Annotated in this window: 27 protein-coding genes; 15 read left to right on the top strand and 12 right to left on the bottom strand. The window is 72.5% G+C overall.

Going from position 1 to position 22908, the window contains the following annotated elements; all coding sequences use genetic code 11:
- Nucleotides 1–263: 263 nt before the first annotated feature.
- Nucleotides 264–1253: an AraC family transcriptional regulator gene (locus EV378_RS18975; protein WP_132428215.1), complete on the bottom strand. Its 990-nt coding sequence runs from the start codon at nucleotides 1251–1253 to the stop codon at nucleotides 264–266.
- A 132-nt stretch (nucleotides 1254–1385) separates the two neighbouring features.
- Here EV378_RS18975 and EV378_RS18970 point away from each other — a divergent pair, with 132 nt between their 5' ends.
- The 3 genes from EV378_RS18970 (at nucleotide 1386) to EV378_RS18960 (ending at nucleotide 3118) form a co-directional block, all read left to right on the top strand.
- Entirely contained in the window at nucleotides 1386–2279 is an 894-nt protein-coding gene (locus EV378_RS18970) for an NAD(P)H-binding protein (RefSeq protein WP_165922395.1), read from the top strand.
- Nucleotides 2276–2740, top strand: a complete 465-nt coding sequence (locus EV378_RS18965; protein ID WP_132428211.1) for an anthrone oxygenase family protein — start codon at nucleotides 2276–2278, stop codon at nucleotides 2738–2740. The genes EV378_RS18970 and EV378_RS18965 overlap by 4 nt, the downstream gene beginning before the upstream one ends.
- A 108-nt stretch (nucleotides 2741–2848) precedes the next feature.
- Entirely contained in the window at nucleotides 2849–3118 is a 270-nt protein-coding gene (locus EV378_RS18960; RefSeq protein WP_132428209.1) for a hypothetical protein, read from the top strand.
- A gap of 71 nt (nucleotides 3119–3189) precedes the next feature.
- On the opposite strand, the gene EV378_RS18955 is transcribed toward EV378_RS18960, so the two are convergent.
- Together EV378_RS18955 and EV378_RS18950 are read right to left on the bottom strand one after the other, a co-directional pair.
- The gene (locus EV378_RS18955) at nucleotides 3190–4650 is read right to left on the bottom strand and encodes a peptide MFS transporter (protein ID WP_132428207.1); all 1461 of its coding nucleotides are present in this window, start codon (nucleotides 4648–4650) and stop codon (nucleotides 3190–3192) included.
- Nucleotides 4651–4711: 61 nt separating this feature from the next.
- Complete coding sequence (locus EV378_RS18950; protein WP_132428205.1) at nucleotides 4712–5701, bottom strand: Gfo/Idh/MocA family protein; 990 nt, start codon at nucleotides 5699–5701, stop codon at nucleotides 4712–4714.
- Between the two features lie 125 nt (nucleotides 5702–5826).
- Here EV378_RS18950 and EV378_RS18945 point away from each other — a divergent pair, with 125 nt between their 5' ends.
- Nucleotides 5827–6231 (top strand): VOC family protein, encoded by a 405-nt coding sequence (locus tag EV378_RS18945; protein WP_132428203.1) that lies wholly within the window; start codon nucleotides 5827–5829, stop codon nucleotides 6229–6231.
- 81 nt (nucleotides 6232–6312) lie between these two features.
- Here the strand turns inward: EV378_RS18945 and EV378_RS18940 are convergent, their stop codons facing one another.
- Nucleotides 6313–7176 carry a type IV toxin-antitoxin system AbiEi family antitoxin domain-containing protein gene (locus EV378_RS18940; RefSeq protein ID WP_132428201.1) on the bottom strand — a complete coding sequence of 288 codons (864 nt, stop codon included), beginning with the start codon at nucleotides 7174–7176 and terminating at the stop codon, nucleotides 6313–6315.
- Nucleotides 7177–7489: 313 nt separating this feature from the next.
- Between EV378_RS18940 and EV378_RS18935 the strand changes: the two genes are divergently transcribed.
- Nucleotides 7490–9361 carry a hypothetical protein gene (locus tag EV378_RS18935; protein WP_132428199.1) on the top strand — a complete coding sequence of 624 codons (1872 nt, stop codon included), beginning with the start codon at nucleotides 7490–7492 and terminating at the stop codon, nucleotides 9359–9361.
- A 64-nt stretch (nucleotides 9362–9425) separates the two neighbouring features.
- Here the strand turns inward: EV378_RS18935 and aroQ are convergent, their stop codons facing one another.
- Genes aroQ through EV378_RS18920 form a run of 3 tightly spaced genes read right to left on the bottom strand, consistent with a single transcriptional unit; the run spans nucleotide 9426 to nucleotide 11754 of the window.
- Complete coding sequence (gene aroQ / locus EV378_RS18930) at nucleotides 9426–9890, bottom strand: type II 3-dehydroquinate dehydratase (RefSeq protein WP_132428197.1); 465 nt, start codon at nucleotides 9888–9890, stop codon at nucleotides 9426–9428.
- A 14-nt stretch (nucleotides 9891–9904) separates the two neighbouring features.
- The gene (locus tag EV378_RS18925) at nucleotides 9905–10573 is read right to left on the bottom strand and encodes a response regulator transcription factor (RefSeq protein ID WP_132428195.1); all 669 of its coding nucleotides are present in this window, start codon (nucleotides 10571–10573) and stop codon (nucleotides 9905–9907) included.
- A complete protein-coding gene (locus EV378_RS18920) occupies nucleotides 10570–11754 on the bottom strand; it encodes a sensor histidine kinase (protein ID WP_132428193.1) in 1185 nt (394 codons plus the stop codon). The genes EV378_RS18925 and EV378_RS18920 overlap by 4 nt, the downstream gene beginning before the upstream one ends.
- 191 nt (nucleotides 11755–11945) lie before the next feature.
- On the opposite strand from EV378_RS18920, the gene EV378_RS18915 reads away from it, so the two are divergent.
- A complete protein-coding gene (locus EV378_RS18915) occupies nucleotides 11946–12389 on the top strand; it encodes a DUF1707 SHOCT-like domain-containing protein (RefSeq protein ID WP_132428191.1) in 444 nt (147 codons plus the stop codon).
- Nucleotides 12386–12925 carry a hypothetical protein gene (locus tag EV378_RS18910; RefSeq protein ID WP_132428189.1) on the top strand — a complete coding sequence of 180 codons (540 nt, stop codon included), beginning with the start codon at nucleotides 12386–12388 and terminating at the stop codon, nucleotides 12923–12925. Before EV378_RS18915 ends, EV378_RS18910 begins: the two co-directional genes overlap by 4 nt.
- Here EV378_RS18910 and EV378_RS18905 read toward each other — a convergent pair.
- Both EV378_RS18905 and EV378_RS18900 read right to left on the bottom strand, forming a co-directional pair.
- Complete coding sequence (locus EV378_RS18905; protein WP_132432381.1) at nucleotides 12867–14078, bottom strand: RNA polymerase sigma factor; 1212 nt, start codon at nucleotides 14076–14078, stop codon at nucleotides 12867–12869. The genes EV378_RS18910 and EV378_RS18905 overlap by 59 nt on opposite strands.
- An 8-nt stretch (nucleotides 14079–14086) precedes the next feature.
- Nucleotides 14087–14479, bottom strand: coding sequence for a YciI family protein (locus EV378_RS18900; RefSeq protein ID WP_132428187.1), 393 nt, complete (start codon nucleotides 14477–14479; stop codon nucleotides 14087–14089).
- Between the two features lie 120 nt (nucleotides 14480–14599).
- Here EV378_RS18900 and EV378_RS36930 point away from each other — a divergent pair, with 120 nt between their 5' ends.
- Both EV378_RS36930 and EV378_RS36925 read left to right on the top strand, forming a co-directional pair.
- Nucleotides 14600–14932, top strand: coding sequence for an ArsR/SmtB family transcription factor (locus EV378_RS36930; RefSeq protein ID WP_341540443.1), 333 nt, complete (start codon nucleotides 14600–14602; stop codon nucleotides 14930–14932).
- Nucleotides 14916–15407, top strand: coding sequence for an SRPBCC domain-containing protein (locus EV378_RS36925; protein WP_132428185.1), 492 nt, complete (start codon nucleotides 14916–14918; stop codon nucleotides 15405–15407). Before EV378_RS36930 ends, EV378_RS36925 begins: the two co-directional genes overlap by 17 nt.
- A gap of 206 nt (nucleotides 15408–15613) precedes the next feature.
- On the opposite strand, the gene EV378_RS18885 is transcribed toward EV378_RS36925, so the two are convergent.
- On the bottom strand, nucleotides 15614–16123 hold the full coding sequence (locus tag EV378_RS18885) for a DnaJ family domain-containing protein (RefSeq protein ID WP_132428183.1): 510 nt from the start codon (nucleotides 16121–16123) through the stop codon (nucleotides 15614–15616).
- 61 nt (nucleotides 16124–16184) lie between these two features.
- Between EV378_RS18885 and EV378_RS18880 the strand changes: the two genes are divergently transcribed.
- Nucleotides 16185–16832: a nuclease-related domain-containing protein gene (locus EV378_RS18880; RefSeq protein ID WP_165922394.1), complete on the top strand. Its 648-nt coding sequence runs from the start codon at nucleotides 16185–16187 to the stop codon at nucleotides 16830–16832.
- On the opposite strand, the gene EV378_RS18875 is transcribed toward EV378_RS18880, so the two are convergent.
- A complete protein-coding gene (locus tag EV378_RS18875) occupies nucleotides 16829–17530 on the bottom strand; it encodes an alpha/beta hydrolase (protein ID WP_132428179.1) in 702 nt (233 codons plus the stop codon). The genes EV378_RS18880 and EV378_RS18875 overlap by 4 nt on opposite strands.
- A gap of 144 nt (nucleotides 17531–17674) precedes the next feature.
- Here EV378_RS18875 and EV378_RS18870 point away from each other — a divergent pair, with 144 nt between their 5' ends.
- The 5 genes from EV378_RS18870 (at nucleotide 17675) to EV378_RS18850 (ending at nucleotide 22131) form a co-directional block, all read left to right on the top strand.
- A complete protein-coding gene (locus EV378_RS18870; RefSeq protein WP_132428177.1) occupies nucleotides 17675–18304 on the top strand; it encodes a class I SAM-dependent methyltransferase in 630 nt (209 codons plus the stop codon).
- An 87-nt stretch (nucleotides 18305–18391) separates the two neighbouring features.
- A complete protein-coding gene (locus EV378_RS18865; protein ID WP_132428175.1) occupies nucleotides 18392–19279 on the top strand; it encodes an alpha/beta fold hydrolase in 888 nt (295 codons plus the stop codon).
- 5 nt (nucleotides 19280–19284) lie between these two features.
- Nucleotides 19285–20295: a TIGR03617 family F420-dependent LLM class oxidoreductase gene (locus tag EV378_RS18860; RefSeq protein WP_132428173.1), complete on the top strand. Its 1011-nt coding sequence runs from the start codon at nucleotides 19285–19287 to the stop codon at nucleotides 20293–20295.
- A 10-nt stretch (nucleotides 20296–20305) separates the two neighbouring features.
- Nucleotides 20306–21469, top strand: coding sequence for an acyl-CoA dehydrogenase family protein (locus tag EV378_RS18855; protein WP_132428171.1), 1164 nt, complete (start codon nucleotides 20306–20308; stop codon nucleotides 21467–21469).
- On the top strand, nucleotides 21469–22131 hold the full coding sequence (locus tag EV378_RS18850; RefSeq protein WP_132428169.1) for a spermidine synthase family protein: 663 nt from the start codon (nucleotides 21469–21471) through the stop codon (nucleotides 22129–22131). The genes EV378_RS18855 and EV378_RS18850 overlap by 1 nt, the downstream gene beginning before the upstream one ends.
- Before the next feature lie 90 nt (nucleotides 22132–22221).
- Here EV378_RS18850 and EV378_RS18845 read toward each other — a convergent pair whose 3' ends face one another.
- Nucleotides 22222–22569, bottom strand: a complete 348-nt coding sequence (locus tag EV378_RS18845) for a transglycosylase family protein (protein ID WP_424511245.1) — start codon at nucleotides 22567–22569, stop codon at nucleotides 22222–22224.
- Nucleotides 22570–22908: the final 339 nt, after the last annotated feature.

Below are 22908 nucleotides of genomic sequence, written 5' to 3'. Positions count from 1 at the left end.
TCGGACCGTCTAGATCACACCCGATAGTCGGGCAGACGAACCGATCGGACACCGATCGCGTCGTATCCGGCGGTATAGATCCTCACCGAGACACCGGAATACGGCGCCGTCGCGCCAAGACCCTTCCGCACCGCCCCGCCCCCTCTCCGAACGAGCGGGCCGTTCGGGCAATGACATTGCTCGAAGGTGCCGTTCGTTCGGGGTCGAGGGCGGTGCGCCGGGGAACGGCGGCCGGCCCCGACCTCGGCTCGATCGCGGAATCTTCAGGCGTATAGCGAATTGATGAGAGATGCGGATACGAGGCGATCGCCGCGGCGGCGGACGGCTCCCGGCGACTCGCCGACCACGCGGCTGAACGCCCGGCTGAACGCCGCCTCCGACCGGTAGCCCATGCGGCCGGCCAGCTCGGACACCGTCACGTTCCCGGTGCTCAGCTGGTCGACGGCCGAGTGCATCCGCCAGCGCGTCACGTAGCTCATCGCCGGCTCGCCGACCAACTCGGTGAACCGCGCCGCGAACGCCGAGCGCGACATCGACGCCGCCGCGGCCAGCGTGCCGACCGTCCAGTCCCGCTCCGGCTCGCGGTGCACGCGGGCGAGTACGGCACCGATCCGGTCGTCGGCAAGCGCGCCCAGCCATCCGGTGCGGGCGGCCGGATCGTGGGCCAGCCAGGTCCGGATGGCCTGGATGACCAGCACGTCGGCCAGCCGGGTGATCACCGCCTCGCCGCCGGGACGCAGGTCCTCGACCTCGGCCGCGAGCAGCCGCAGCGTGTCCTCCAACCGGCCGGACAGCGCCGTCGGCTCCACCCGGATGATCCCGGGCAGCACGTCGACCAGGCTCTGCGCGGCCGGGTGCTCGAACCGCACCGCACCGCACACCATCCGGGTCATGTCCCCGCCGCCGCCGTGACGCAGCAGCGCGTACCGGTCGTCGATCATGGGGTGCGGGATCGATCGGATGTCGGGCACCGCGGCACCCTCCGCGCTGCGCAGCCGGTGCCCCTCACCGCGCGGGACCAGCACGAGCTCGCCGGGGCGCATGTCGACGCGGGCGCCGCCGTCGACATCGACGTCGAGCAGGCACGAACCCGACGTGACGACGTGGAACCACAGGCAGCCCGGCGTCGGCGGCAACGACATGCCCCACGGCGCGGAGAGCTCCGAGCGCCCGTAGAACGTCCCGCTCATCCGCAGCACGTGCAGGGCTTCGCCGACAGGGTCGGCGGTCGCGAACGGAGGCGCGATGTCCATGGACCAAGGCTCCCCCCGAACCACGAGGTCGTCCACGAGGTCGGACGATCGAGCATGAAGACAGGACGGTTTGAGCTTCTACGTCCACGCGGCCTCCCCGATTCTGGATCCACCAACGAACAGGGAGTGGACATGATCACCGTGCTGGGAGCGAGCGGGAACACCGGCGGACGGGTCGTCGAGCGGCTGTGCGCCGAGGGGGAACGGGTGCGTGCGGTCGGCCGCGACGCCGACCGCCTGGCCGCGGCCGTCGCGCAGGGGGCCGAGCCGGTCGTCGGTGACGCGCGGGACCCGGAGTTCCTGCGCGTCGCGTTCGACGGCGCCGACGCCGCGTACGTCCTGATGCCGATGGACGTCGCGGCCGCCGGCTACGCGGGCCAGCAGGCCGCCGTCGGCACCGCGATCGCGGGGGCGCTGGCCGCGACCGCGGTCCCGCGGGTCGTCGCGCTGAGCTCGCTCGGCGCCGACGTGCCCGGCGGGCCGGACCTGGAGGCCACCGGCTACCTCGGGACGCTGCACGACCAGGAGGGACGGCTGCGGACGCTGGACGCCGCCGTGACGCTGCTGCGGCCGGGCATGTTCCTCGAGTCGTTCCTGTTCGCGGTCGACGCGATGCGCGGGCACGGCGTGCACGCGGACTCGATCGACCCGCAGGTGTCGCTGCCGATGGTCGCGACCCGCGACGTCGGTGACGTCGCGGCCGAGGAGCTCCGCCGGACCGGACCGCAGGGGGTGGTCGTGCGCGAGGTGCTCGGGGCGGCCGACGTGACGGTCCCGGACGTCGTCGCGGCGCTCGGGCCGGCGCTCGGTCTGCCGGACCTGACGTATGTCCGCGTCCCGGACGAGGAGATGGTCGGCGTCCTGCGGGAGGCGGGCATGCCCGCCGACGGCGCGCGGCTGCACGTGGCGATGAACCGCGCGTTCAACGAGGGCCGGGTCGCCTCGCTCGCCGGTCGCGGCGCGGAGAACAGCACGCCGACGACGGTCGGGGACTGGGTCGCGACGCTGACGGCGGTCGCGCGATGACCGGCCTGTGGATCACCCGCGGCGTCCTGTGGGTCGCGACGATCGGCTCCGGCCTGCTCGGCGGGATCTACCTGGCGTTCTCGGTGGCGGTGATGCCCGCGCTCGCGGCACGACCGGCGGGGGAGTCGGCCGCCGCGATGCAGGAGATCAACCGTGTGATCGTCAACCCGGTGTTCGGACTGCTGTTCGCCGGCACGGCACTGGCCTGCCTGCTGACGGCCGGGTCACCGCTCGTCGTCGGCGGCGACGGGAGCGGGTGGCGGGTCGCGGGCGGGGCGGTGGGGCTGCTCGGGTTCGTCTCGACGGCCGCGGTGAACATCCCGCTCAACAACCGGCTGGACGCCCAGGGTGTGCAGGTCTGGACGCAGTTCCTGGCGCAGTGGGTGCCGGCCAACCACGTGCGGGCGGTCACCTCGCTCGTCGCCGCCGTCGCGCTGACGCTGGCGCTGCGGACGACCTGAGTGCGGGAGGCCACCCCGGCGGGGCCTGGATTCCACCCCGCCGGGCATGCACTCTGAACACCTGCCCGCTCCCCCGGGCCAGGAGACACCGACCGGCACCGGGGGAGCATGAACCACCAGCAGCGCGCGGCCCTGCGCGCCGACCGCGAGGCCGTCCTGGCCGCGGCGGCGTGGCTGCGGCACGCCGCCGTCCAGCGCAGCTACGCCGGGCTGGACCGCCCCGAGCACGCGTTCTCGCTCGCCTCGATGCTCGAGATGTTCGCGATCCGGATCGCCGACCAGGACCCCGCCTACCGCTTGTACGTCGTGCGGGTGTGCCGGGAGCTGGTCGGCGACGGGATGGACCGCCCCACGGTCCGGCGGACCCGCCGCCGGTAGTTCTCCACATCTGTGGATGACCGTGGGGACAACTCGAACAGGTGTTCGGGGTCACGCCGAACGACGCGACGTCAGCGGACGCCCTCCATCAGCACCTTCAGCTTCGGCACCATCGCGACGACCACCAGACCGACGACGATCGCGACCCCACCGGTGATCCCGAAGTAGGCCACCTCGGCGTCGGCGGAGTAGTAGTCGGCGAGCAGGCCGGACAGCACGGTGCCCATCGAGACGGACAGGAAGAACAGCGCCACCATCTGCGTCCGGAACGCCATCGGCGCGAGCTTGGTGGACAGCGACTGCCCGACCGGGGACGTGAGCAGCTCGGCCACGCAGAACACGAGCAGGATCCCGACGAGCGCGATCAGCGGCGACCCGTTCGGGCCGGTTCCCGCCATCGGCACGAACAGCAGGAACCCGAGGCCGACGATGATCGTTCCGAACGCCATCTTCAGCGGTGACGACGGCTGCCGCGGCCCCATCGTCGTCCACACCGCCGCGAACACGCCCGCCAGCAGGATCACGAACACCGGCTCGATCGACTGGGTCCAGGTGACCGGCATCTCCCAGCCGAAGACCGTCCGGTCGAGGCGCTCGTCGGCGTAGATCGTGAGCACCGTGAAGATCTGCTGGAAGATCGCCCAGAACACGGCACTCGCGACCCACATCGGCAGGAACGCGAGCACCCGGCGCCGCTCGATCCGGTCCACCTTCGGACTGGAGAGCATCAGCGAGAAGTAGGACACCGTGGCGACCACGACGATCCCGAACACGATCCACTTGAGACGGTCGGGCGTGATCACGTCGGTGGCGATCAGCACGGCGACGAGGACGACCACGACCAGCACGATCCCGCCGACGACCGTCCGGCCGGACGGTGGCAACGGGTTCGGCACCTCACGGCCGGTCTCCGGCAGCTTGCGGCGGTTGAACGCGTACTGCGTCAGACCGGCCGCCATGCCGACCGCCGCCAGCCCGAACCCGGCGTGGAAGCCCCAGGTCTCCTGGAACAGGCCGGTCAGCAGCGGACCGACGAGCGCGCCGATGTTCACGCCGAGGTAGAAGATCGAGAACCCGGCGTCGCGACGGTCGTCGCCCTCGCCGTAGAGCGTCGCCAGGATCGTGCTGGCGTTCGCCTTCACCCCGCCGCTGCCGAACGCGACCAGCACCAGGCCGATCGCGAGCCCGACACCGCCCGGGACCAGCGCGAGCGCGATGTGGCCCGCCATGACCGAGATCGCGCTGCCGAACAGGACGCGCTCCGGGCCGAACAGCCGGTCGGCGACCCAGGCCGCGAGGATCGTGGACAGATAGACCGTCCCGCCGTACGCACCGACGATGCCGGCCGCGACGCCCTGGTCGATCCCGAGACCGCCCTGGACGGCCTCGTAGTACATGTAGAGGAGCAGGATCCCCTGCATCCCGTAGAAGGAGAAGCGCTCCCACATCTCGACGCCGAACAGCGTTCCGAGCTGGGTGGGATGGCCGAGGAAGGTCCGTTCCCGGGGCCGTGGTGAGACGGTGTTGGTCACGGGGTTCCGGATTACTCCTCCGCCCGTGCGTCACGCAACGATCTTGAGCAGGTGTTGAGGGTCAGAGTTCGGCAGAACCCTCGATCGGGCGCATGCCCAGCCGCTCCGCGACCGCCGCCATCGCGTCCTGCACGGCGACGGTGTCCGACAACGGCATCACCGGGCTCTCCGGTTCACCGGCCGCGATCCGCTCGGTCACCTCGGCCAGCTCGTGGGTGTAGCCGCCGCCGACGGAGGGAGCGACGATCTCCTCCGGGTCGGAGCCGTTGCGGTGCAGCACGATCCGGTCGGGGTGATGGAAGCGCGGTGGCACCTCGATCCAGCCGTCGGTGCCGATCACGCGCGCGCTGCCGGGCATCGCGCACCGCAGCGAGACCTGCAGGGCCGCGCTGCACCCGTCGTCGAAACCGAGGACGATCGACTCCTCGACGTCCACGCCGGTCGGCGCCATCGAGCCCGACGCCGCGACGGACGTCGGCGCCCCGAGCACCATCTGCGCGAACGACACGACGTAGACGCCGAGGTCGAACAGCGCGCCGCCGCCGAGCTCGGGGGACCAGAAGCGGTCGTCGGGGCCCGCCGTGTTGCGTACCCCGAGATCGGCCTGCACGGAGCGGACCTCGCCGATTGCACCGGAGTCGACCAGCTCCCGCATCCGGACGACGGCCGGGAAGAACCGGGTCCACATCGCCTCCATGGCGAACACCCCGGTGGCCCGTGCCGCGGCGACGACCTCGCGGGTCGCCTCCGGGGTCACCGTGAACGCCTTCTCGACGAGCACGGCCGTGCCTGCGTTCAGTGCGGCGAGGGCGATCGCGCGGTGCTGCGGGTGCGGCGTCGCGACGTAGACGACGTCGACGCCGTCGTCCTCGAGGATCGCGCGGTAGCCATCGTGCACGGTCGGGATGCCGTGGCGGGACGCGAACTCCGCCGCCCGGTCCTTCGAGCGCGATGCCACGGCGACGAGCTCGGCGCCCGGGACGTGCACGAAGTCCTGCACGAGCTTGTCGGCGATCCGGCCCGGTCCGATCACACCCCACCGCACGGTCATGCACGCGATCCTGCCCGATCCGGTGACGCCCGAAAAATCCCCGGCGACCGACCGATGAGTCACCCGGCCGTCGCCGGTCCATCCGTTCGACCGCATCAGCACACCCCGCACCCCAGGAGCCCGCCATGGTCAACATGATCTTCCCGAACCTGCCGGTCGCCGACGTCGACCGCTCCCGCGATTTCTACGCCGCGCTCGGCTTCACGCCGAACGCCCAGTTCTCCGACGAGAACACGGCGTCGATGGTCGTCAACGAGTCCATCGTGATCATGCTGCTGAGCCGGCCCCGGTTCGCCGACTTCACGAAGAAGGAGATCGCCGACGCGCACACGACCACCGAGACGATCATCGCCCTCGGCGTGGAGGCCCGCGACGAGGTGGACCGCCTGGCCGACGCCGCGCTCGGCGCCGGCGGGACGGTCGGCGGGGACACCCAGGACCACGGGTTCATGTACGGCCGCAGCATCGACGACCCGGACGGCCACCGCTGGGAGTTCGTCTGGATGGACCCGTCGGCCGTCCAGGGCTGAGCAGCCCGCCCACCGTCCGGTGATCGGGTTCCGGGCAGTGCAGGCGGACAGAGTTGTCCTTCCGCACTGCCGAGGAGCCGATCACCGGTGGAGCGCGGCCCGGATGCGGGCGACGACCCGCTCCGGGCGCCGGGTGATGTCCCGCCACGTGAAGCGCAGGACGGTCCATCCGGCCAGCGCGAGCGCATTGCCCTTGTCCCGGTCCGCCGCGAACCGGGCCGGATCGGTGTGCCACGCCCAGCTGTCGATCTCGACGGCCACCCGCTCGTCGGGGAACGCGAGATCGACCCGGGTGTCGCCGAACGGGTACCGCGGCACGAAACCGTCCAGCCCGGCCCGGCGCAGCAGCGCCACGAGGCGGCGTTCCAGGGTCGAGTCCACCCCGACCCCCGCGGCGACGAGCAGCTCGCCGGCTCGACCCATGCCCCGGGCTCCCTCCGCACGGCAGTAGGCCGCGTGGAGCTGCGCGAACGTCACCTTCCGTCGTTGGAGAACGCGGTCCAGGAACGTCTCGCCGTCCGGCAGCACGGCCGCCGTCTCCAGGACGGTCAGCGGGACGGCCGTGACGGCGACCCCGCGACGGACGGTCCGGTCGATCGGATCGAGGTTCCGGCGACGCACCCGGACCAGATCACGTGACGGCCGGGTCGTGCTGCGCGGCAACGTGATCGTGACGACCGGCGGGGCCCGGTCCAGGAGGCCGGACCAGTACGCCGCCGCCGGTCCGCTGACGACTCCGTCCCGGCCCGCCCACAGGGCCGCCGCCCACACGCGGGCCGTGTCGTCGAAGGTGTGGCCGTCCACGAGGTAGACACCGGGCAGCGGTTCCCTCCACCGGCCGGTGAGCACGCGGCGCCGGACCGTCCGGACCGAGAGCCCGCACCCCACGGCCTGGCTCCGGGAGACCACGCCGTGCTGGCGGGCGAGCACGTTCTCGAGGCGCACCCTCCGACGGTGCCGGTACGGGAGCACCGTACGGCGCCGAACGGTGTCGACGTTCGCAGGCGTGATCGACGCCCGCGGCCCATGATCGGGCCCATGATCGGGTCCTCGGTAGCCGGGGCGGACAGATGTGTCCGTCCGGACTGCCGGCAGCCCGATCACAAGGGGCAGCCTTGACGTTCGGGGGGCCGCTGTGGGTAGTCCGTGACGGTCGGTTGAGTAGCGCTTTACTCATGTACTCGGGGCGGCCGGGTCGCATTCTCGTCTCCAGCACCGCAGCGACCCCGCCGAGCAGAGCCGAGAGCCGAGGCCCCCGATGTCCCAGTTGCCGATGACCCAGCCCGCCCCGTTCCTTCCCGGGGGCTGCTTCCCCACACCGAAGCCGTTCAACTTCGACCCGCACACCGGGCTCCCGATCGAGTACGACACGCACGGCAACCCGTACTCGCCGATCGTCCTGGTCGACCCGCCGGAGCTACCGGAGGGCGTCACCGGATACGACCCGTACACCGGCAAGCCGCTCGACGAGCACGGCCACCCCGTCTACGGCGAGCACAACCCGTTCGGCCAGCACACGTTCACCACCCGCCTCGAGGACCGCGGCGGCGTGGACCCGGCCGGGCACGTCATCGCCCAGCGCCCGCTCTACGACACGCACAACGGCCAGCCGATCCACTACGACGAGAACGGCGTCGGCATGGTCAACCTGATCGGCGTCGTCCTCCCGGAGGGCGTGGCGGGGTTCGACCCCTACACCGGCGTGCCGGTCGACGAGCACGGCGAGCCGGTCAGCGGGGCGGACAACCCGCACCTGCGGCCGCAGTACGACTCCGAGACCGGCCTGCCGATCACCTACGACGACCACGGCAACCCGCTCGTCCCGAACGTCCACGTGGAGAACCCGCCCGGGGTGGACGGCTACGACCCGATCACCGGGCAGCCGCTCGACGAGTACGGCGTGCCCGTCGAGGGCGCCGTGAACCCGAACTGGCGACCCGAGGACCGGCCGGAGCCCGAGCACGAGGGTCTCCCGAACTTCGACCCGGAGACCGGCTTCCCGCTCGAGTACGACGAGCACGGCAACCCGTACCCGGCCGTCGACCTCGGCTACACGCCGACGCTGCCGGACGGCGTCGCCGGCTACGACCCGTACACCGGTGAGCCGGTGGACGAGCACGGCAAGGTCGTCGAGGGCGTGGACAACCCGCACGGCGACCACACGTTCACCACGAACCTGTCCGACCGCGAGGGCGTCGACCCGGCCGGTCACGTGGTCGCCCAGCGCCCGATGTACGACGAGGACACCGGCCTGCCGATCTACTACGACGGTCAGGGCCAGCCCTACGTGTTCAACGTCGACACCGAGAAGCCGGACGGCGTGTACCGCTACGACGAGAAGACCGGCGAGCCGCTCGACCCGTTCGGCCACGTCGTCGACGGCGTCGAGAACCCCTACCAGCGCCCGAACTACGACGCCTCCACCGGCCGTCCGATCCAGTACGACCAGAACGGCTACCAGGTCCCGCAGCCGCCGGTGTACCTGCCGCCGAAGCCCGAGGACGTCGTGGGCTACGACCCGCGTACCGGCGAGCCGGTGGACGAGGACGGCGACCCGGTCGACGGCGCGATCAACCCGTGGCTGCTCGACGAGAACGACCTCATGTACCCGGGACCCCGCACGCCGGAGGAGCCGGAGGACCTGAACCAGCCGAACATCGGCGAGGACGACGGCACGATCGTCGACGAGCCGGGCAACACCGGCCCGTTCGCGCCGGGGACCGAGATCCTCGTCGACCCGCCGGTGGACGAGATGGGCGAGCCCGGCGACATCTTCGGCAAGACGGAGAGCCCGGCCGAGCCGACCGACCCGACGGTTCCGACGACGGAGCCGACCGACCCGATGGTCCCGACGACCGTGCCCACGGACGGGAAGGTCACGGTGCCCGAGCCGCGCGACACCGACGACGAGGATCCGTTCGCGCACACCGAGGCGCCGAAGGAGACCGTCGCGACGACGGTGAAGGACTCCGACGACGACGGCGGGTTCCGGGACGAGCCCACGTCGCACGAGCCGGTCGCCACCGAGCCCGCCGAGACGACCGCGTCGCACGAGTCGTCCTCGCTGGACGACGCTCCGGACTCCGGGGCGGACGCGGCCGACCACGCCGACCCGGTCGCCGCGGGCTGATCCGCACCGCACCACGGCCCGTCCCCGGAACCTCCGGGGGCGGGCCTTCGCCGTGTTCCGGGCTTCAGACGCTGCGGCTCGGGCGCCGGAGCCGCACCAGGCCGTCGATCGCCAGTGCGTACCCGGTGACGCCGAACCCGACGACGATCCCGGCCGCGACCGGCGAGACGTACGAGTGGTGCCGGAACGTCTCCCGTCCGTGCACGTTGGACACGTGCACCTCGATCGTCGGCAGCTCGGCGCCCTCGACGGCGTCGTGCAGCGCGACCGACGTGTGGGTGTAGGCGGCGGCGTTGAGCACCGCGCCGAGGGCCGTGCCCGCCTTCACCGCGGCGCCCGCCTCCTGGACCCAGTCGACGAGCACGCCCTCGTGGTTCGTCTGCCGGAAGTCCAGCTCCAGGTCGTGGCGGGCGCACTCGTCGCGGCACAGCGCCTCGACGTCGGCGAGCACGGTCGTGCCGTAGACGTCCGGGCGCCGCACGCCGAGCAGGTTCAGGTTCGGGCCGTTGAACACGAACACGGTCGTCACGGGCGTGACCGTACTCAGGTCGCCCAGCCGGGCCGGACCAGGCCGCTCTCGTAGGCGAGCACGACGAGCTGGGCCCTGTCCCGCGCGCCGAGCTTCGACATCGCGCGGCTGACGTGCGTCTTCGCCGTCGTCGGGCTCATGAACAGCGTCCCGGCGATCTCCTCGTTCGTCAGACCGGCCGCGACCTGGGCGACGACCTCACGCTCCCGGTCGGTGAGTCCCTCCAGCGCCCGCGCGGTGCCCGGCCCCGGCCGTGAACGGGCCGCGAACTCGGCGATCAGCGTGCGGGTCACGGCCGGCGCGAGCAGCGCGTCACCGCCGTGCACGATCCGGATCGCCTTGATCAGGTCCTCCGGCTCGGAGTCCTTGACGAGGAACCCGCTCGCGCCGTGGCGGATCGCGTCGAACACGTAGGAGTCCTCGGTGAACGTGGTCAGCACGATCACCCGCACGGTCTCCAGGCCCGCGTCGGCGGTGATCTCCCGGGTGGCGGCGAGGCCGTCGGTGCCCGGCATCCGGATGTCCATCAGCACGACGTCCGGGACCAGCTCCCGCACACGGGCCAGCGCCTCGGCCCCGTCCGCCGCCTCGCCGACGACCTCCAGGTCGGGCTGCGACCCGAGCAGCGCCCGGAACCCGGAACGGACGAGCGCCTGGTCGTCGGCCAGCAGGACCCGGATCATCGGCGGACCGTGGCGTCGCCGGTCTCCACGACGGCCTCCGCCGGCTCGGGGAGCGGGAGCCGGGCACGGACGCGGTACCCGCCGTCGGGCCCGGCGCCGGCCTCCAGGGTCCCGCCGAGCGCGTGCGCGCGTTCGGTCATGCCGAGCAGGCCGTTCCCACCCGTGGTCTCGACGGCCGGTGGTCCGGTGCCGTCGTCGTCGACGCGCAGTTCGAGCTCCCGGTCCCGGTAGCCGATCAGCACGGTCGCGGTCGACGCGCCCGCGTGCCGGCGGGTGTTCGTCAGCGACTCCTGCACGATCCGGTACGCCGCCAGGTCGACGCCGGTGGGCAGCGGTCGCGTGTCGCCTGCCGTCCGTAGTGTCACCTCGAGGCCTGCGGCGCGGACGTCGTCGAGCAGGGCGTCCAGACGGTCCAGCCCGGGAGTCGGCTGGTGCGGCGCCGCGGCGTCCACTCCCCGTAGCACGCCGAGCGTGGAGCGCATCTCGCGCAGGAGGTCCCGGCTGGACCGCTTGATCTCGGCGAGCGCCGTGCGGGCCTGCTCCGGATCGTCGTCGAGCAGGAAGAGCGCGACGCCGGCCTGGACGTTGATCAGCGAGACGTGGTGGCCGAGCACGTCGTGCAGCTCCTGGGCGATTCGCAGCCGTTCCTCGCCCGCCTTGCGTCGCTGCTCCTCGGCGAGCGCCGCGCGGACCTGCTCACGGCGTTCCCGGCGGAACCGCCACAGGACACCGGCCGCCACGACGACCGTGAGCCAGGCGAGCACGATCAGGACGCCCGGCCACGAGACCGTCCCGCCGGCCACGTACGTCCACACCGCGAGCACCGCGATGGACGTCGCCGCGGTGATCGCCGCGACGTGGTGGTGCCCGGCCACCGTGGCCCCGAACAGCGCGATCACCGCCGCGGCGGGCATCGGACTCCCCGGATAGCCGAGCCCGAACCAGACGACGACGGCCGCGGCGGCCAGCACGACGACCTCGCGCGGGTACGCCCGCCGCACGACCAGCGCGGCGGGCCCGATCACGAGCAGCACCACGCCCAGCACGTCCAGCGGGCGCGCGTAGGGCTGGCGCAGAGCCGCGAACGCCGTGCTGCCGAACGTCAGGAACGCGACGACGGCCGGCAGGGCGAGTGTCCGGGGGACACCGCCCCACCAGCTCGGACGGGTCGCGGCGGGCACGTGGGTCACGGTAGGGCAGGGCACCGACAGAAAGCGTCCTCCTGGAGAAGACCGGGCTGCTACTCCCACGGGTGTAGCGGGCACCCGGCCCGTCGCCCGAGGACAGCAGCCGGATCGCCGCCGCCGGGCGGACGCGCGCGGGGCGTGCCGCGCGGAGGCTTGCCGCCATCACCCACGAGAGGCGGGACACCATGAGTACCGACACCACACCCACACCGGCTCCGGCCGTGCTGGCCTCGGACGCGGAGCGCGAGCGGGTCACCGACCGGCTCCGCGAGGCGGCCGTCGAGGGCAGGCTGACGCTGGCCGAGTCCGACGAGCGCCAGGCCGCCGCCTACGCGGCGCGGACGAGGGACGAGCTGGTCCCGCTCGTCGCGGATCTGCCCGCGGTCCGCCGCCCGTCACGTCCGCGCCGCGGCCCGATGACCCCGCGCGCCCGGCGGATCTTCACGATCCACGCGGCGGTGACCGCCGTCGTCGTCGTGGCGCTGGTGATCGCGTGGGCGTTCAGCCCGGCGCCGTTCTTCTTCCCGGCGTTCCCGACGTTCTGGCTGGCGCTGGCGCTGTTCGTGCACAGCCGCCGCGCCGAGCGCGAGCCGTCGGCGGACGAGCTGATGCCGGAGGCCCTGCGGTGACCGTCCGGTCCCCGGCACCCGTGCGGTTCCGGCTCGCGCGACCGGCACGGTCGGGGGTGCGTTCCGCGCACGTCGTGCTGGGGATCGGCTGGACCGGGCTGGCGCTGGTGATGCTGGCGCTGCCGGTCGCGCTGCTGCTCGGCGGGACCGGACCGCACAGCACGTTCGTGCTGGACGTGATGGCGGTCGTCGGCGAAGGGATGATCCCGTTCTTCGCCGTCGGCACCGTGCTGACCGGTGTCGTCGCCGGGCTCGGAACACCGTGGGGGGTGTTCCGGTACCGGTGGGTCGTCGCGAAGACGGTGCTGGCGCTGGCCGTGATCGCCAGCTCGGTCGCGGTGAGCACCCGGTTGCTGGCGACCGCGCAGGCTGCAGGCGGGACGGACGTGCTGTGGTGGCTGGCCGGCGTGTCGGTCGCGCACCAGGTGGCGCTGATCGCGTCGACCGTGCTGTCGGTGGAGAAGCCGGGTGGCCGTCTCACCGGCCGTTCAGGCGTCCCTGCAGGAAGCGGCGCTCGGCCGGGTCGTCCACGGTGAGCAGGGCCGTCCGGTAGGCGTCGGCGGCCTCCGTGGACCGGCCGAGCCGGTCGAGCAGATCGGCACGGGCGGCGTGCAGCAGGTGGTAGCGGTCCAGGCCGTCGATCGCGTCGATCAGCTCCAGCCCGGCGGCCGGACCGCGGGCCATCGCCACCGCGACGGCCCGGTTCAGCTCGACGACCGGGCCCGGCGCCCGTCGTCGCAGCTCGCCGTAGAGCGCGACGATCTGCTCCCAGTCCGTCTCCGACGCGCTCGGCGCCGCCGCGTGCACGGCCGCGATCGCGGCCTGGATCTGGTACGGCCCGGGCCGTCCACGACGCAGGGCGTGTTCGACGAGCCCGGTGCCCTCCTCGACGAGGCCCCGGTCCCAGCGGTCCCGGTCCTGGTCGGCGAGCAGGACCAGCCCGCCGTCGGCGTCCGTGCGGGCGTCGGAGCGCGAGTGCTGCAACGCGATCAGCGCGCACAGGCCGAGCACCTCCGGCTCGTCCGGCATCAGCAGGGCGAGCAGCCGGGACAGCCGCAACGCCTCGTCGCAGAGATCCTTCGCGTGCATCCCGTAGCCCTCGGTGAAGATCAGGTACAGCACGGTCAGGACGCCGTCCAGGCGGTCCGGCAGCATCGCGTCGGACGGGACGGCGATCCGGATCCCGGCGTCGCGGATCTTGCGCTTGGCCCGCACGAGCCGCTGCGCCGTCGTCGCCTCCGTGGCCAGGAAGCCGCGCGCGATCTGCGCCGCGGTCAGGCCGCCGACCAGCTGCAACGTCAACGCGACCCGGGCCGGCATCGCGAGCGCCGGGTGGCAGCAGGTGAACAGCAGGCTGAGCCGGTCGTCGCCGAGCCGCTCCAGCGATCCGTCCCATGTAGACAACTCGGAGACCTCCCCCCTGTCGGTCGCGGCGAGCGTGCGGTACTTCTCCCGGCCGACGGACTCGCGGCGCAGCCGGTCCAGAGCGCAGCGGCGTCCGACCGTCATCAGCCAGGCGGCCGGGTCGTCCGGGACCGAGCCGTCGGCCCAGCTCGTCGCGGCCTTCGCGGCCGCGTCCTGCAGCGCGTCCTCCGCCAGCCCCACGTCGCCGAGCGCCCGGACGAGACCGGCCAGGACGCGGCCGCGCTCACGCGCGTAGACGTCCGCCAGCGCGGCACCCGTCGTCAGCACAGCGATCACTCGGAGAGCAGCCGGTGGAGCTCGGCGGCCGGATCGCCCGCCAGGCCGGGCACCCGGCGCACCGGGCGGACCTCGATCGACCCCTCGGCCGCCAGCGGACAACGGGCGGCCAGCTCGAGCGCCTCGTCCAGGTCGCGACAGTCGAGCAGGTAGTAGCCGGCGAGCTGCTCGCGCGTCTCGGCGAACGGGCCGTCGGTCGTGAACGCCTCGCCGTCGCGGACCCGCACGGTGGTCGCGGTCCCGGTGTCCTCCAACGGGTTCGAGCCTCGGCAGACACCGCGGGCGCGGCACTCCTCGGTGAACGCGTTCACGGCCGCCAGCGTGGCCCGGAACGCGGCGCTGTCCGGTTCCGTCCGCTCGCACCCGTAGATCAGAAGCATGTAGTCCATCGGTCCTCCTCACCCGATCCCTCGTCCCGGTGGACGGGTTCGTCACGCGCACAGGACGAACGGCGCCCATCGGGCTCGACCGATTGACATGCAACTTTTTGGTTGCCTATTGTGGCGTCCGTGACCGACGTGGACGCCGTGTTCCGGGCGCTGGCCGACCCGACGCGGCGGGAGATCCTCGACCGGTTGCACGCGAGCAACGGGCAGACCCTCGGCGAGCTGTGCACCGGCCTGGCGATGACGCGCCAGGCCGTCTCGAAGCATCTGGCACAGCTGGAGTCCGCCGGGCTGGTCTCGACCCTCCGCCGTGGCCGGGAGAAGCTCCACCACCTCGACCCGGTGCCCATCCAGGAGATCCACGACCGGTGGATCGGCAAGTACGAACGAGCGCGCGTGCAGGCGATCACGAACCTGCGGGCCGCGCTGGAGGAGACCGATGACCGAGATCAGTGACCGTACGTACGTCTACACGACCTACATCCGTACGACGCCGCAGCAGGTGTTCGACGCGCTGACCACGCCCGAGTTCACGATGCAGTACTGGGGAGGCGCGGAGCTGCGCTCGGACTGGACGCCCGGCGCGCTACTGGAGGCCTACCACCCGGAGCGCGACGACTTCATCGGCGAGGTGCTCGTCGTCGAGCCGCCGACCAGGCTGTCCTACACGTTCACCGGCCGCGCCGAGCAGGAGGCCGGACGCCCGGCGACGACGGTGGAGTTCACGATCTCCCCGTTCGGCGACGAGGTGGTGAAGCTCTCCGTGTTGCACACCGGCTTCACCGCCGACGCGAAGGGCGAGCAGGACCACCGCGACATCGGCGAGGGCTGGCCGGCCATCCTGTCCGCGCTCAAGACGCTGCTCGAGTCGGGGACACCGCTGCCCAGCCCAGGGCATCTCGCGCCACGCACACCGGCGACGCGGGCCTGATCCGGCCCGCCGCTGCTGGACGGGAGTTCCTCTCGCACCGTATTGCCGCGCCAGAGCTGCTCTCGCAGGGCTTCCCGCGGATCGCGGCGTCCCGGCCCTGGTTGGACGAGAGCTCCTTTCGCGCCGCGCGACCGTACGAGAGCTGCTCTCGCGCAACTCGGTCCGGGGCGCCGGCGACGGCCGGGCCGGTGCCGGGCGCGAGGCTGTCAGCGGCGGCCGAGCAGGCGGGTCCACCAGGAGCGGCGCGCGGGCGCGGGCACCGGCCCGGTCTCCGGACGCGACGCCGGGACCGCCGTCTCCCGGGCCAGGCGGTCCGCCCTCCAGGCGGCGACCACCTCGTCCGGGTCCAGCTTGCGGATCGGAACGCGCGGCCCGACGGGGTGGCGCATGTGGTCGACGATCTGGCGGTTCAGCTCCTCGACGCGGTCGCGGACCCAGCGCTCGTCGCGCAGCGGGCGCAGCGTCTCCGGGAGCTTGTCGATCTGTTTGCGCAGCTGAAGCGACGTCGGCAGCAGCGCGTCCGTCGACAGGCCCTCGCGCTGCAGGTACCCGCGCACCCACCAGGTCTCGTCGATCGGCCCGGTCTTCCCGGCGCCGGGGAGCGGCTTCCCCTTGCCGGGCAGGTTGTCGAAGTCGCCGCGCTCGGTGGCCTCGCGGATCTGCTTCTCGACGGGCGACTCGAACCGCGGGTCGGCCGGGCGGTGCATTCGGTGCATGGGCCCTCCTCCCACCTCGACATTATCCGTTTCTGTCGGTGGTCCGCGCCACACTGCGCGTATGGACCACGGAACGCTGCACGCACCCGACGACCTGACCGCCAGCTACCCCGGCCGCGTGGTCGGGCACGAGGCCGCCCGCCGCCGCGTGGCGCACGGCCCGGGTGCCGACCGCAACTGGCGGGTCGGAGCGGACGGGGAGCAACGGGCGGCGGCTCTGCTCGAGTCGCTGACCCAGCGGCGACGCAGGCGGGACCGGCTGCTGCACCGGCCACCGTCCTGGCGGGTGCTGCACTCGGTGCCGCTGGACGGTGGCGCGGACATCGACCACGTGCTCGTCGGGCCACCCGGGGTGTGCACGGTCAACACCCGGCACCACCGCGGCGGGCGGATCGAGCTGGACGGTGAGGCGCTGGTCGTGGACGGGTTCCGCACCACGGCGGTGCCGGACGCCCGTCGGGAGGCGGCGCGGGCGCGGGACCTGCTCGTGCCGCGGCTCCCTCCGGTGCTGCGCACGCTGCCGGTCCGGCCGGTCGTCGCGCTCGTCGGTGCCGCGATGCAGGTGCGCCGGTGGCCGGACGACGTGATCGTCGCGACCGAGGGCGCGCTGGTCGCGGCGCTGCGCGGGCTCACGCCGGCGCTCGACGCGTGGGCCGTGGACGAGGTGTACGCCGTCGCGCGGCGCACCGGCACCTGGATCGCCTACTAGGCGAGCCCGAGCAGGATCGCGGCGAGCTCGTCCGGGCGGTTCTGCGGGACCATGTGGGTGGTCTCGATCTCGTGGTAACGCCACGCGTTCGACGAGCGGGCGTGCGCGGCCGCGGCCTCGAACGCTCCGCCGGTGACGTCCGGCCCCCCGGTCGCGCGGATGTAGGTGCGGCCGAGCGGGCGATCGTCCACCGGCACGGCGGTGCGTACCGCCTCGGTGAACGTCGCGACCGGTTGCGGGCTGCGCCGCGGTGCGTTCCAGGCACCCTCGGCCGGGTCCTCGTACTCGCGGTCCGGGCCCGGGATCAGCCACGGAGCACCGAGCCCGGTCGGGATCGCGGCGGCCATCGCGGGCGCCAGGTCGGCGGCGCTCTGGCCGTCGGCCGGGACGAACGCGTCGAGATACACGAGCTCGCGTACCCGGTCGCCGATCGCGTCCAGCGCGCCGGTCACGACCATGCCGCCGTAGGAGAAGCCGAGCAGCACGATGTCGGTGAGGTCCTCGTAGAGCACGGCGTTCACCACGTCGAGGACGTGCAGGTGAAGTCCGACGGTCGGTGCGGCGAGGTGCGAGCGCTCACCGATGCCGGTCAGCGGCGGCGCGACGACGTCATGGCCCGCGGCGCGCAGCCGCGGACGGAGGAGGTGGAAACCGTGCGCGCCGCCCCAGGCGCCGTGCACCAGCACGAACGTGGTCATGGTCGTGATCGTGCCGCACGCCCCGTCCTGCGGGGAGCGGCGAAGGGGAGGAACACTGGCGCGCGATGAGCACCCACCCGTCGATCGAGCGCAGCGAGGGCGCGCGATGAGCCGCCCGTCGACCGGGCGCGGCCAGGGCGCGTGATGAGCACCGACGCTCCGGGCGACTTCCCGCCGGGCTTCTTCTCGCGCACCGACGAGGTCGACGACGCCGCGTTCTACGGCCCGCCGCGCCTGGTCCAGCACATCGACGACGGTGCGATCGCCGCCGTCGGCGAGTTCTACGCCCACATCGGGGCCACCGGACGGGTGCTGGACCTGATGTCGTCGTGGGTCTCGCACCTGCGGACCGAGCCGGCGCACCTGACCGTGCTGGGGATGAACGCCGAGGAGCTCGCGCAGAACCCGATGGCCCGCGACCGGGTGCGGCACGACCTGAACGCCGACCCGGTGCTCCCGTTCGACGGCGGCGTGTTCGACACCTGCGTGTGCACCGTCTCGGTGGACTACCTCGTGCAGCCGGTCGCGGTGTTCGCCGAGGTCGCCCGCGTGCTGGTCCCCGGCGGCACGTTCGCGTGCACGTTCTCCAACCGTTGCTTCCCGACGAAGGCGATCCGCGGCTGGCTGGCCACCGACGACGAGACGCACGTCCGGATCGTCGGCGAGTACTTCCGGCGCAGCGGCGGCTTCGACGTGCCGGAGGCCGGGCGATGGGACACACCGGACGGCGGGGACCCGCTGTACGCGGTGTGGGCGAGTACTCCGGCACGCTGATTGACCGGCCGGACTGCGGTGCAGCACGATCCGGGGAAAGGTCCGAGCGATCCACTCGGACTCGCCAGCGGACGACGAGGTGGTCGCATGTCGGACTCGGTCCGCACGCACGAGACGTTCACGTTCACCGCGGCCGACGACACCGCGATCGCGGCGTACCGGTGGCTCCCGGACGGCCCGCCGCGCGGGATCGTCCAGATCACGCACGGCATGGGCGAGCACATGCTCCGCTACGCCGCGCTCGCCACCGCACTCACCGCGGGCGGCTTCGTCGTGCAGGGCCAGGACCACCGCGGGCACGGCGCCACCGCCGGGTCGCCGGACCGGCACGGCGTGCTCGGCGAGACCGGATGGGCCGGCCTGGTCGACGACATCGACGTGCTCGTCGGGATCGGCCGCGACACGTTCCCCGGCGTCCCGGTCGTGCTGCTCGGGCACAGCATGGGCTCGTTCGCGGTGCAGCAGTACCTGCCGGCGCACTCGGACCGGGTCGACGCCGTGATCCTGTCCGGCACCGGGCTACTGGACCTCCTGGAACCGGCGCTGGACCTGTCCGGGCCCCTGGACCTGGCGTCGTTCAACGCGCCGTTCGAGGACCGCACCGGCTACGAGTGGCTCTCCCGCGACGCCGAGCAGGTCGACCTCTACGTCGGCGACGAGCGCTGCGGCTTCGGCCTGGACACGCCCGGCACCGTCGCCATGTTCACCGACGCCCGCCCGCTGGCCGACGCCGGGACGCTGTCCGCGGTCCGTGACCTGCCGATCTACATCACCGTCGGGGACGCCGACCCCGTCAACGCCGGGCTCGCGCTGGTGAACCCGATGCCCGAGCGCTACCGCGCGGCGGGCCTCACCGACGTGACGCTGAAGGTCTGGCCCGGCGCGCGCCACGAGGTGTTCAACGAGACCAACCGCGACGAGATCGTCGCGGACCTGCTGACCTGGCTGGACCGGGTCGTACCCGAGAGGAACTGACGAGCGTGCGCGTCGACACCACCGGCAGCTTCACCGCCGACCCGCTGGAGACCGAGCAGGTCGCCGTCGCGGCCGAGAAGGAGGGCTACGACGGGGTGTCGGTCCCCGAGACCGCGCACGACGCGTTCGTCGCGCTCGGACTGGCCGCCCGTGCCACGTCGCGGATCCGGCTGCAGTCCGGGATCGCGGTCGCGTTCGCCCGTAACCCGATGACGCTCGCCTACCAGGCCAACGACGTGGCACTGCTGTCCGGAGGGCGGTTCGACCTCGGCATCGGTTCCCAGGTGAAGCCGCACATCGAGCGCCGGTTCTCGATGCCGTGGAGCAACCCGGCCGCTCGCATGGAGGACTTCATCCGGGCGGTGCGGGCGATCTGGGAGTCGTGGGCGACCGGCGAACGGCTGCAGTACAAGGGCGAGTACTACTCGCACACGCTGATGACCGAGTTCTTCTCGCCCGGCCCGAACCCGCACGGCAACCCGCCGATCATGCTGGCCGCCGTCGGCGAGCGGATGACCGAGGTCGCGGGCCGCGTGACCGACGGGATCCTCGCGCACTCGCTCACCACGCCGTCGTACATGGCCGAGGTGACCGTCCCCTCGCTGAAGCGCGGCCGCGGGCGGGACGACCTGGACGGCTTCGACGTGTGCCTGCCGGTGTTCGCCGTGCTCGGCGCGGACGCCGACGCCCGCGCCGCCGCCGAGCAGGGTGTCCGCCGCCAGATCGCGTTCTACGCGTCCACCCCGCCGTACCGCCCGGTGCTCGAGCACCACGGCTGGGGCGAGCTGGCGGAACGGTTGAACGGGCTGTCCAAGCAGCAGGCGTGGGACGAGATGGCCGGCCTGATCGACGACGACGTGCTGGACGCGTTCGCCGTCGCCGGCTCACCGGAGGAGGTGGCGTCCGGGATGGTCGACCGCTACCGCGACCTGGTCGACCGGATCTCGCTGTACACGCCCTACGACGCCGACCCCGGGCTCGTCCTGGACGTCGTGACGAGGCTGCGCGCGGCCTGAGGAGGAACCCGTGGACGTCCAGGACGACCCGTACAAGGAGATCCGCGAGGGCGTCCGTGACGTCTGCCGTCAGTTCGACGGCGAGTACTGGCGCGCCCACGACCGCGACCACGAGTTCCCGTGGGAGTTCTACAACGCGCTGGCCGACGGCGGCTGGATCGGCATCGCCATCCCCGAGGAGTACGGGGGTGGTGGCGCCGGGATCGGCGAGGCGGCCGTCGTGATGGAGGAGGTCGCCGCGTCCGGTGCCGCGATGAACGGCGCCTCCGCGATCCATCTCTCGGTGTTCGGCATGAACCCGGTCGTGAAGTACGGCAGCGACGAGATGCGGCGGACGTACCTGCCGCGCGTCGCGGACGGCAGCCTGCACGTCGCGTTCGGCGTGACCGAGCCGGACGCCGGGCTGGACACGACGGCCATCCGCACGGCCGCCCGCCGCGACGGCGACCGGTACCTCGTGCGCGGACGCAAGGTGTGGACGTCGAAGGCACCGTACTGCGACAAGGTCCTGCTGCTGGTCCGCACGACACCGATCGAGGAGTGCACCAAGCGCACGGACGGGCTCTCGCTGCTGCTCGCCGACCTGCAACGCCCCGAGGTCACGATCACGCCGATCGAGAAGCTGGGGCGCAACGCCGTCGTGTCCTGCGAGGTGGTCTACGACGACCTGCCGGTCGACGCCGCGGACCTCGTCGGCGAGGAGGGCAAGGGCTTCCGGTCCATCCTGGACGGTCTGAACCCGGAGCGGATCCTGATCGCCGCAGAGGCGCTCGGCATCGGAAGGGCCGCGATGGCGGCGGCCACGGAGTACGCGAAGGAACGCGTCGTGTTCGGACGGTCGATCGGCCAGAACCAGGGGATCTCGTTCCCGCTGGCCGAGGCCCACATGCGGCTGCACGCGGCGAGCCTGGTCGTGCGCGAGGCCGCCGAGCGCTACGACGCGGGCCTGCCCTGCGGCGAACATGCGAACTCGGCGAAGTTCCTGGCCGCCGACGCGGCGCACTTCGCGGCGGACCGGGCGATGCAGACGCACGGCGGATTCGGCTACGCCGCCGAGTACGACGTCACGCGTTACTTCACCGAGTCCCGCCTGATGAAGCTCGCCCCGCTGCCGCAGGAGATGGTGCTCAACTACGTGGCCGAGCACGTCCTCGGGCTCCCGCGCTCGTACTGATGGACTCCCGCGTCGTCGAGCGCACGACGGGCCGGGGCGGCGAGCTCGTCCTGCGCCACAGGGACGGTGTGTTCGAGATCGTCGAGAACGGCGTGTTCCTGATGGACACCCGTGACGGTCGTTCGGAGCGGCTGCTCGTCGGCGCCGCGGCCGACGCGATGCCGGCCAGGGGCCGGATGGTGATCGGCGGCCTGGGCGTCGGGTTCTCGCTCGCGGAGGCGCTCACCCGACCTGCCGTGCGCGAGGTGCACGTGATCGAGCGGGAGGAGGCGGTGGTCCGCTGGAACCGCGGCCCGCTCGCCCCGGTGCACGGTCACGCGCTCGACGACGACCGGGTGCGGGTCCACGTCACCGATCTCACCGACTGGATGGATGCGGCGGAACCGGCCGGCGTCGACGCGCTCTGCCTGGACGTGGACAACGGCCCGGAGTGGACGGTCACACCGTCCAACGACGACCTGTACCGGGACCGGGGGCTGGCCCGCGCCGCGCGGGCACTGTCCCCCGGTGGCGTGCTGACGGTCTGGAGTGCCGCTCCGGCACCGGATCTCGAGGCCCGGCTCGCCGGTCACTTCGCGACCGTCCACAGTCACGAGATTCCGGTCGACCGTGGACAACCGGACGTCGTGCTGGTCGCCGTCGGGCCCCGGGGGAGCGGATGACCCCGGACACGGCGCACGGCCGGCGACCATGTCGGTCGCCGGCCGTGCGAGGTCCCACCGTCCGTCCGCCGGGCGTGCCGGCGGGACGGCTCAGCGGAGGCCGAGCTTCTTCGAGCAGGCCGGCCAGGCCTTCCAGCCCTGCGCGTCCAGGACCTTCTCGGCGACGGCGATCTGCTCGGAACGCGAGGCGTTCTCCGGCTGGCCCTTGCCGCCGAAGGCCTTCCAGGTCGAGTCGGTGAACTGGAGGCCGCCACCGAAGCCGTTGCCGGTGTTGATGGACCAGTCACCGCCGCTCTCGCACTGCGCGAGGCGGTCCCACGTGCTCGCCGAGGCGGCGTTCGCCGTGCCGGCCATCATCACCGGGCCACCCACTGCGATCAGGCCGGCCATCGCGAAGCCGACAATTCGCCCACGGGTGGACATACCAGTGCTGCTCATTTCGCTCATCCCAGGATCCAGACCCGCGTCGACCGGGCGACCGCACGACGCATGGGGAGCGACGTTCGGGGGCGACTGCGCCCGCGGCCCGTACCCCGTCCCGCCTTGTGCAGGTCGACTGTCCGGAAACCGCGGGACGGGGGTGTCCGTGTGACGCGGCGGTTCCGGCATTCCGGTTCGGCCCGCTCCGGTCGGGGCGAGCCGCAACGAAGGTAGGCGGATCACCGGGTCGAGGGTCAAGCAATGGCATCGTGACGAATAACACTACGATAAACGACTAATCATCGTCGCAGCTCAGAGCCGCTTTATGCACCCGATAGTCGATCTTCGACGCCCATT

This window comes from Pseudonocardia endophytica, assembly GCF_004339565.1.
GTDB lineage: Bacteria > Actinomycetota > Actinomycetes > Mycobacteriales > Pseudonocardiaceae > Pseudonocardia > Pseudonocardia endophytica.
This window is presented reverse-complemented; position numbering and strand designations above follow the sequence as displayed.

What these genes read in the sequence shown, in the direction of transcription:
- EV378_RS18925 (WP_132428195.1), bottom strand. Translation starts at nt 10,573, where the DNA reads ATGATCCGGGTCCTGCTGGCCGACGACCAGGCGCTCGTCCGTTCCGGG.
- EV378_RS18870 (WP_132428177.1), top strand. Translation starts at nt 17,675, where the DNA reads ATGAGCACCGACGCTCCGGGCGACTTCCCGCCGGGCTTCTTCTCGCGC.
- EV378_RS18900 (WP_132428187.1), bottom strand. Translation starts at nt 14,479, where the DNA reads ATGGACTACATGCTTCTGATCTACGGGTGCGAGCGGACGGAACCGGAC.
- EV378_RS18965 (WP_132428211.1), top strand. Translation starts at nt 2,276, where the DNA reads ATGACCGGCCTGTGGATCACCCGCGGCGTCCTGTGGGTCGCGACGATC.
- EV378_RS18865 (WP_132428175.1), top strand. Translation starts at nt 18,392, where the DNA reads ATGTCGGACTCGGTCCGCACGCACGAGACGTTCACGTTCACCGCGGCC.
- EV378_RS18845 (WP_424511245.1), bottom strand. Translation starts at nt 22,569, where the DNA reads ATGAGCAGCACTGGTATGTCCACCCGTGGGCGAATTGTCGGCTTCGCG.
- EV378_RS18915 (WP_132428191.1), top strand. Translation starts at nt 11,946, where the DNA reads ATGAGTACCGACACCACACCCACACCGGCTCCGGCCGTGCTGGCCTCG.
- EV378_RS18960 (WP_132428209.1), top strand. Translation starts at nt 2,849, where the DNA reads ATGAACCACCAGCAGCGCGCGGCCCTGCGCGCCGACCGCGAGGCCGTC.
- EV378_RS18950 (WP_132428205.1), bottom strand. Translation starts at nt 5,701, where the DNA reads ATGACCGTGCGGTGGGGTGTGATCGGACCGGGCCGGATCGCCGACAAG.
- EV378_RS18850 (WP_132428169.1), top strand. Translation starts at nt 21,469, where the DNA reads ATGGACTCCCGCGTCGTCGAGCGCACGACGGGCCGGGGCGGCGAGCTC.
- EV378_RS36925 (WP_132428185.1), top strand. Translation starts at nt 14,916, where the DNA reads ATGACCGAGATCAGTGACCGTACGTACGTCTACACGACCTACATCCGT.
- EV378_RS18880 (WP_165922394.1), top strand. Translation starts at nt 16,185, where the DNA reads ATGGACCACGGAACGCTGCACGCACCCGACGACCTGACCGCCAGCTAC.
- EV378_RS18885 (WP_132428183.1), bottom strand. Translation starts at nt 16,123, where the DNA reads ATGCACCGAATGCACCGCCCGGCCGACCCGCGGTTCGAGTCGCCCGTC.
- EV378_RS18875 (WP_132428179.1), bottom strand. Translation starts at nt 17,530, where the DNA reads ATGACCACGTTCGTGCTGGTGCACGGCGCCTGGGGCGGCGCGCACGGT.
- EV378_RS18945 (WP_132428203.1), top strand. Translation starts at nt 5,827, where the DNA reads ATGGTCAACATGATCTTCCCGAACCTGCCGGTCGCCGACGTCGACCGC.
- EV378_RS18935 (WP_132428199.1), top strand. Translation starts at nt 7,490, where the DNA reads ATGTCCCAGTTGCCGATGACCCAGCCCGCCCCGTTCCTTCCCGGGGGC.
- EV378_RS18975 (WP_132428215.1), bottom strand. Translation starts at nt 1,253, where the DNA reads ATGGACATCGCGCCTCCGTTCGCGACCGCCGACCCTGTCGGCGAAGCC.
- EV378_RS18970 (WP_165922395.1), top strand. Translation starts at nt 1,386, where the DNA reads ATGATCACCGTGCTGGGAGCGAGCGGGAACACCGGCGGACGGGTCGTC.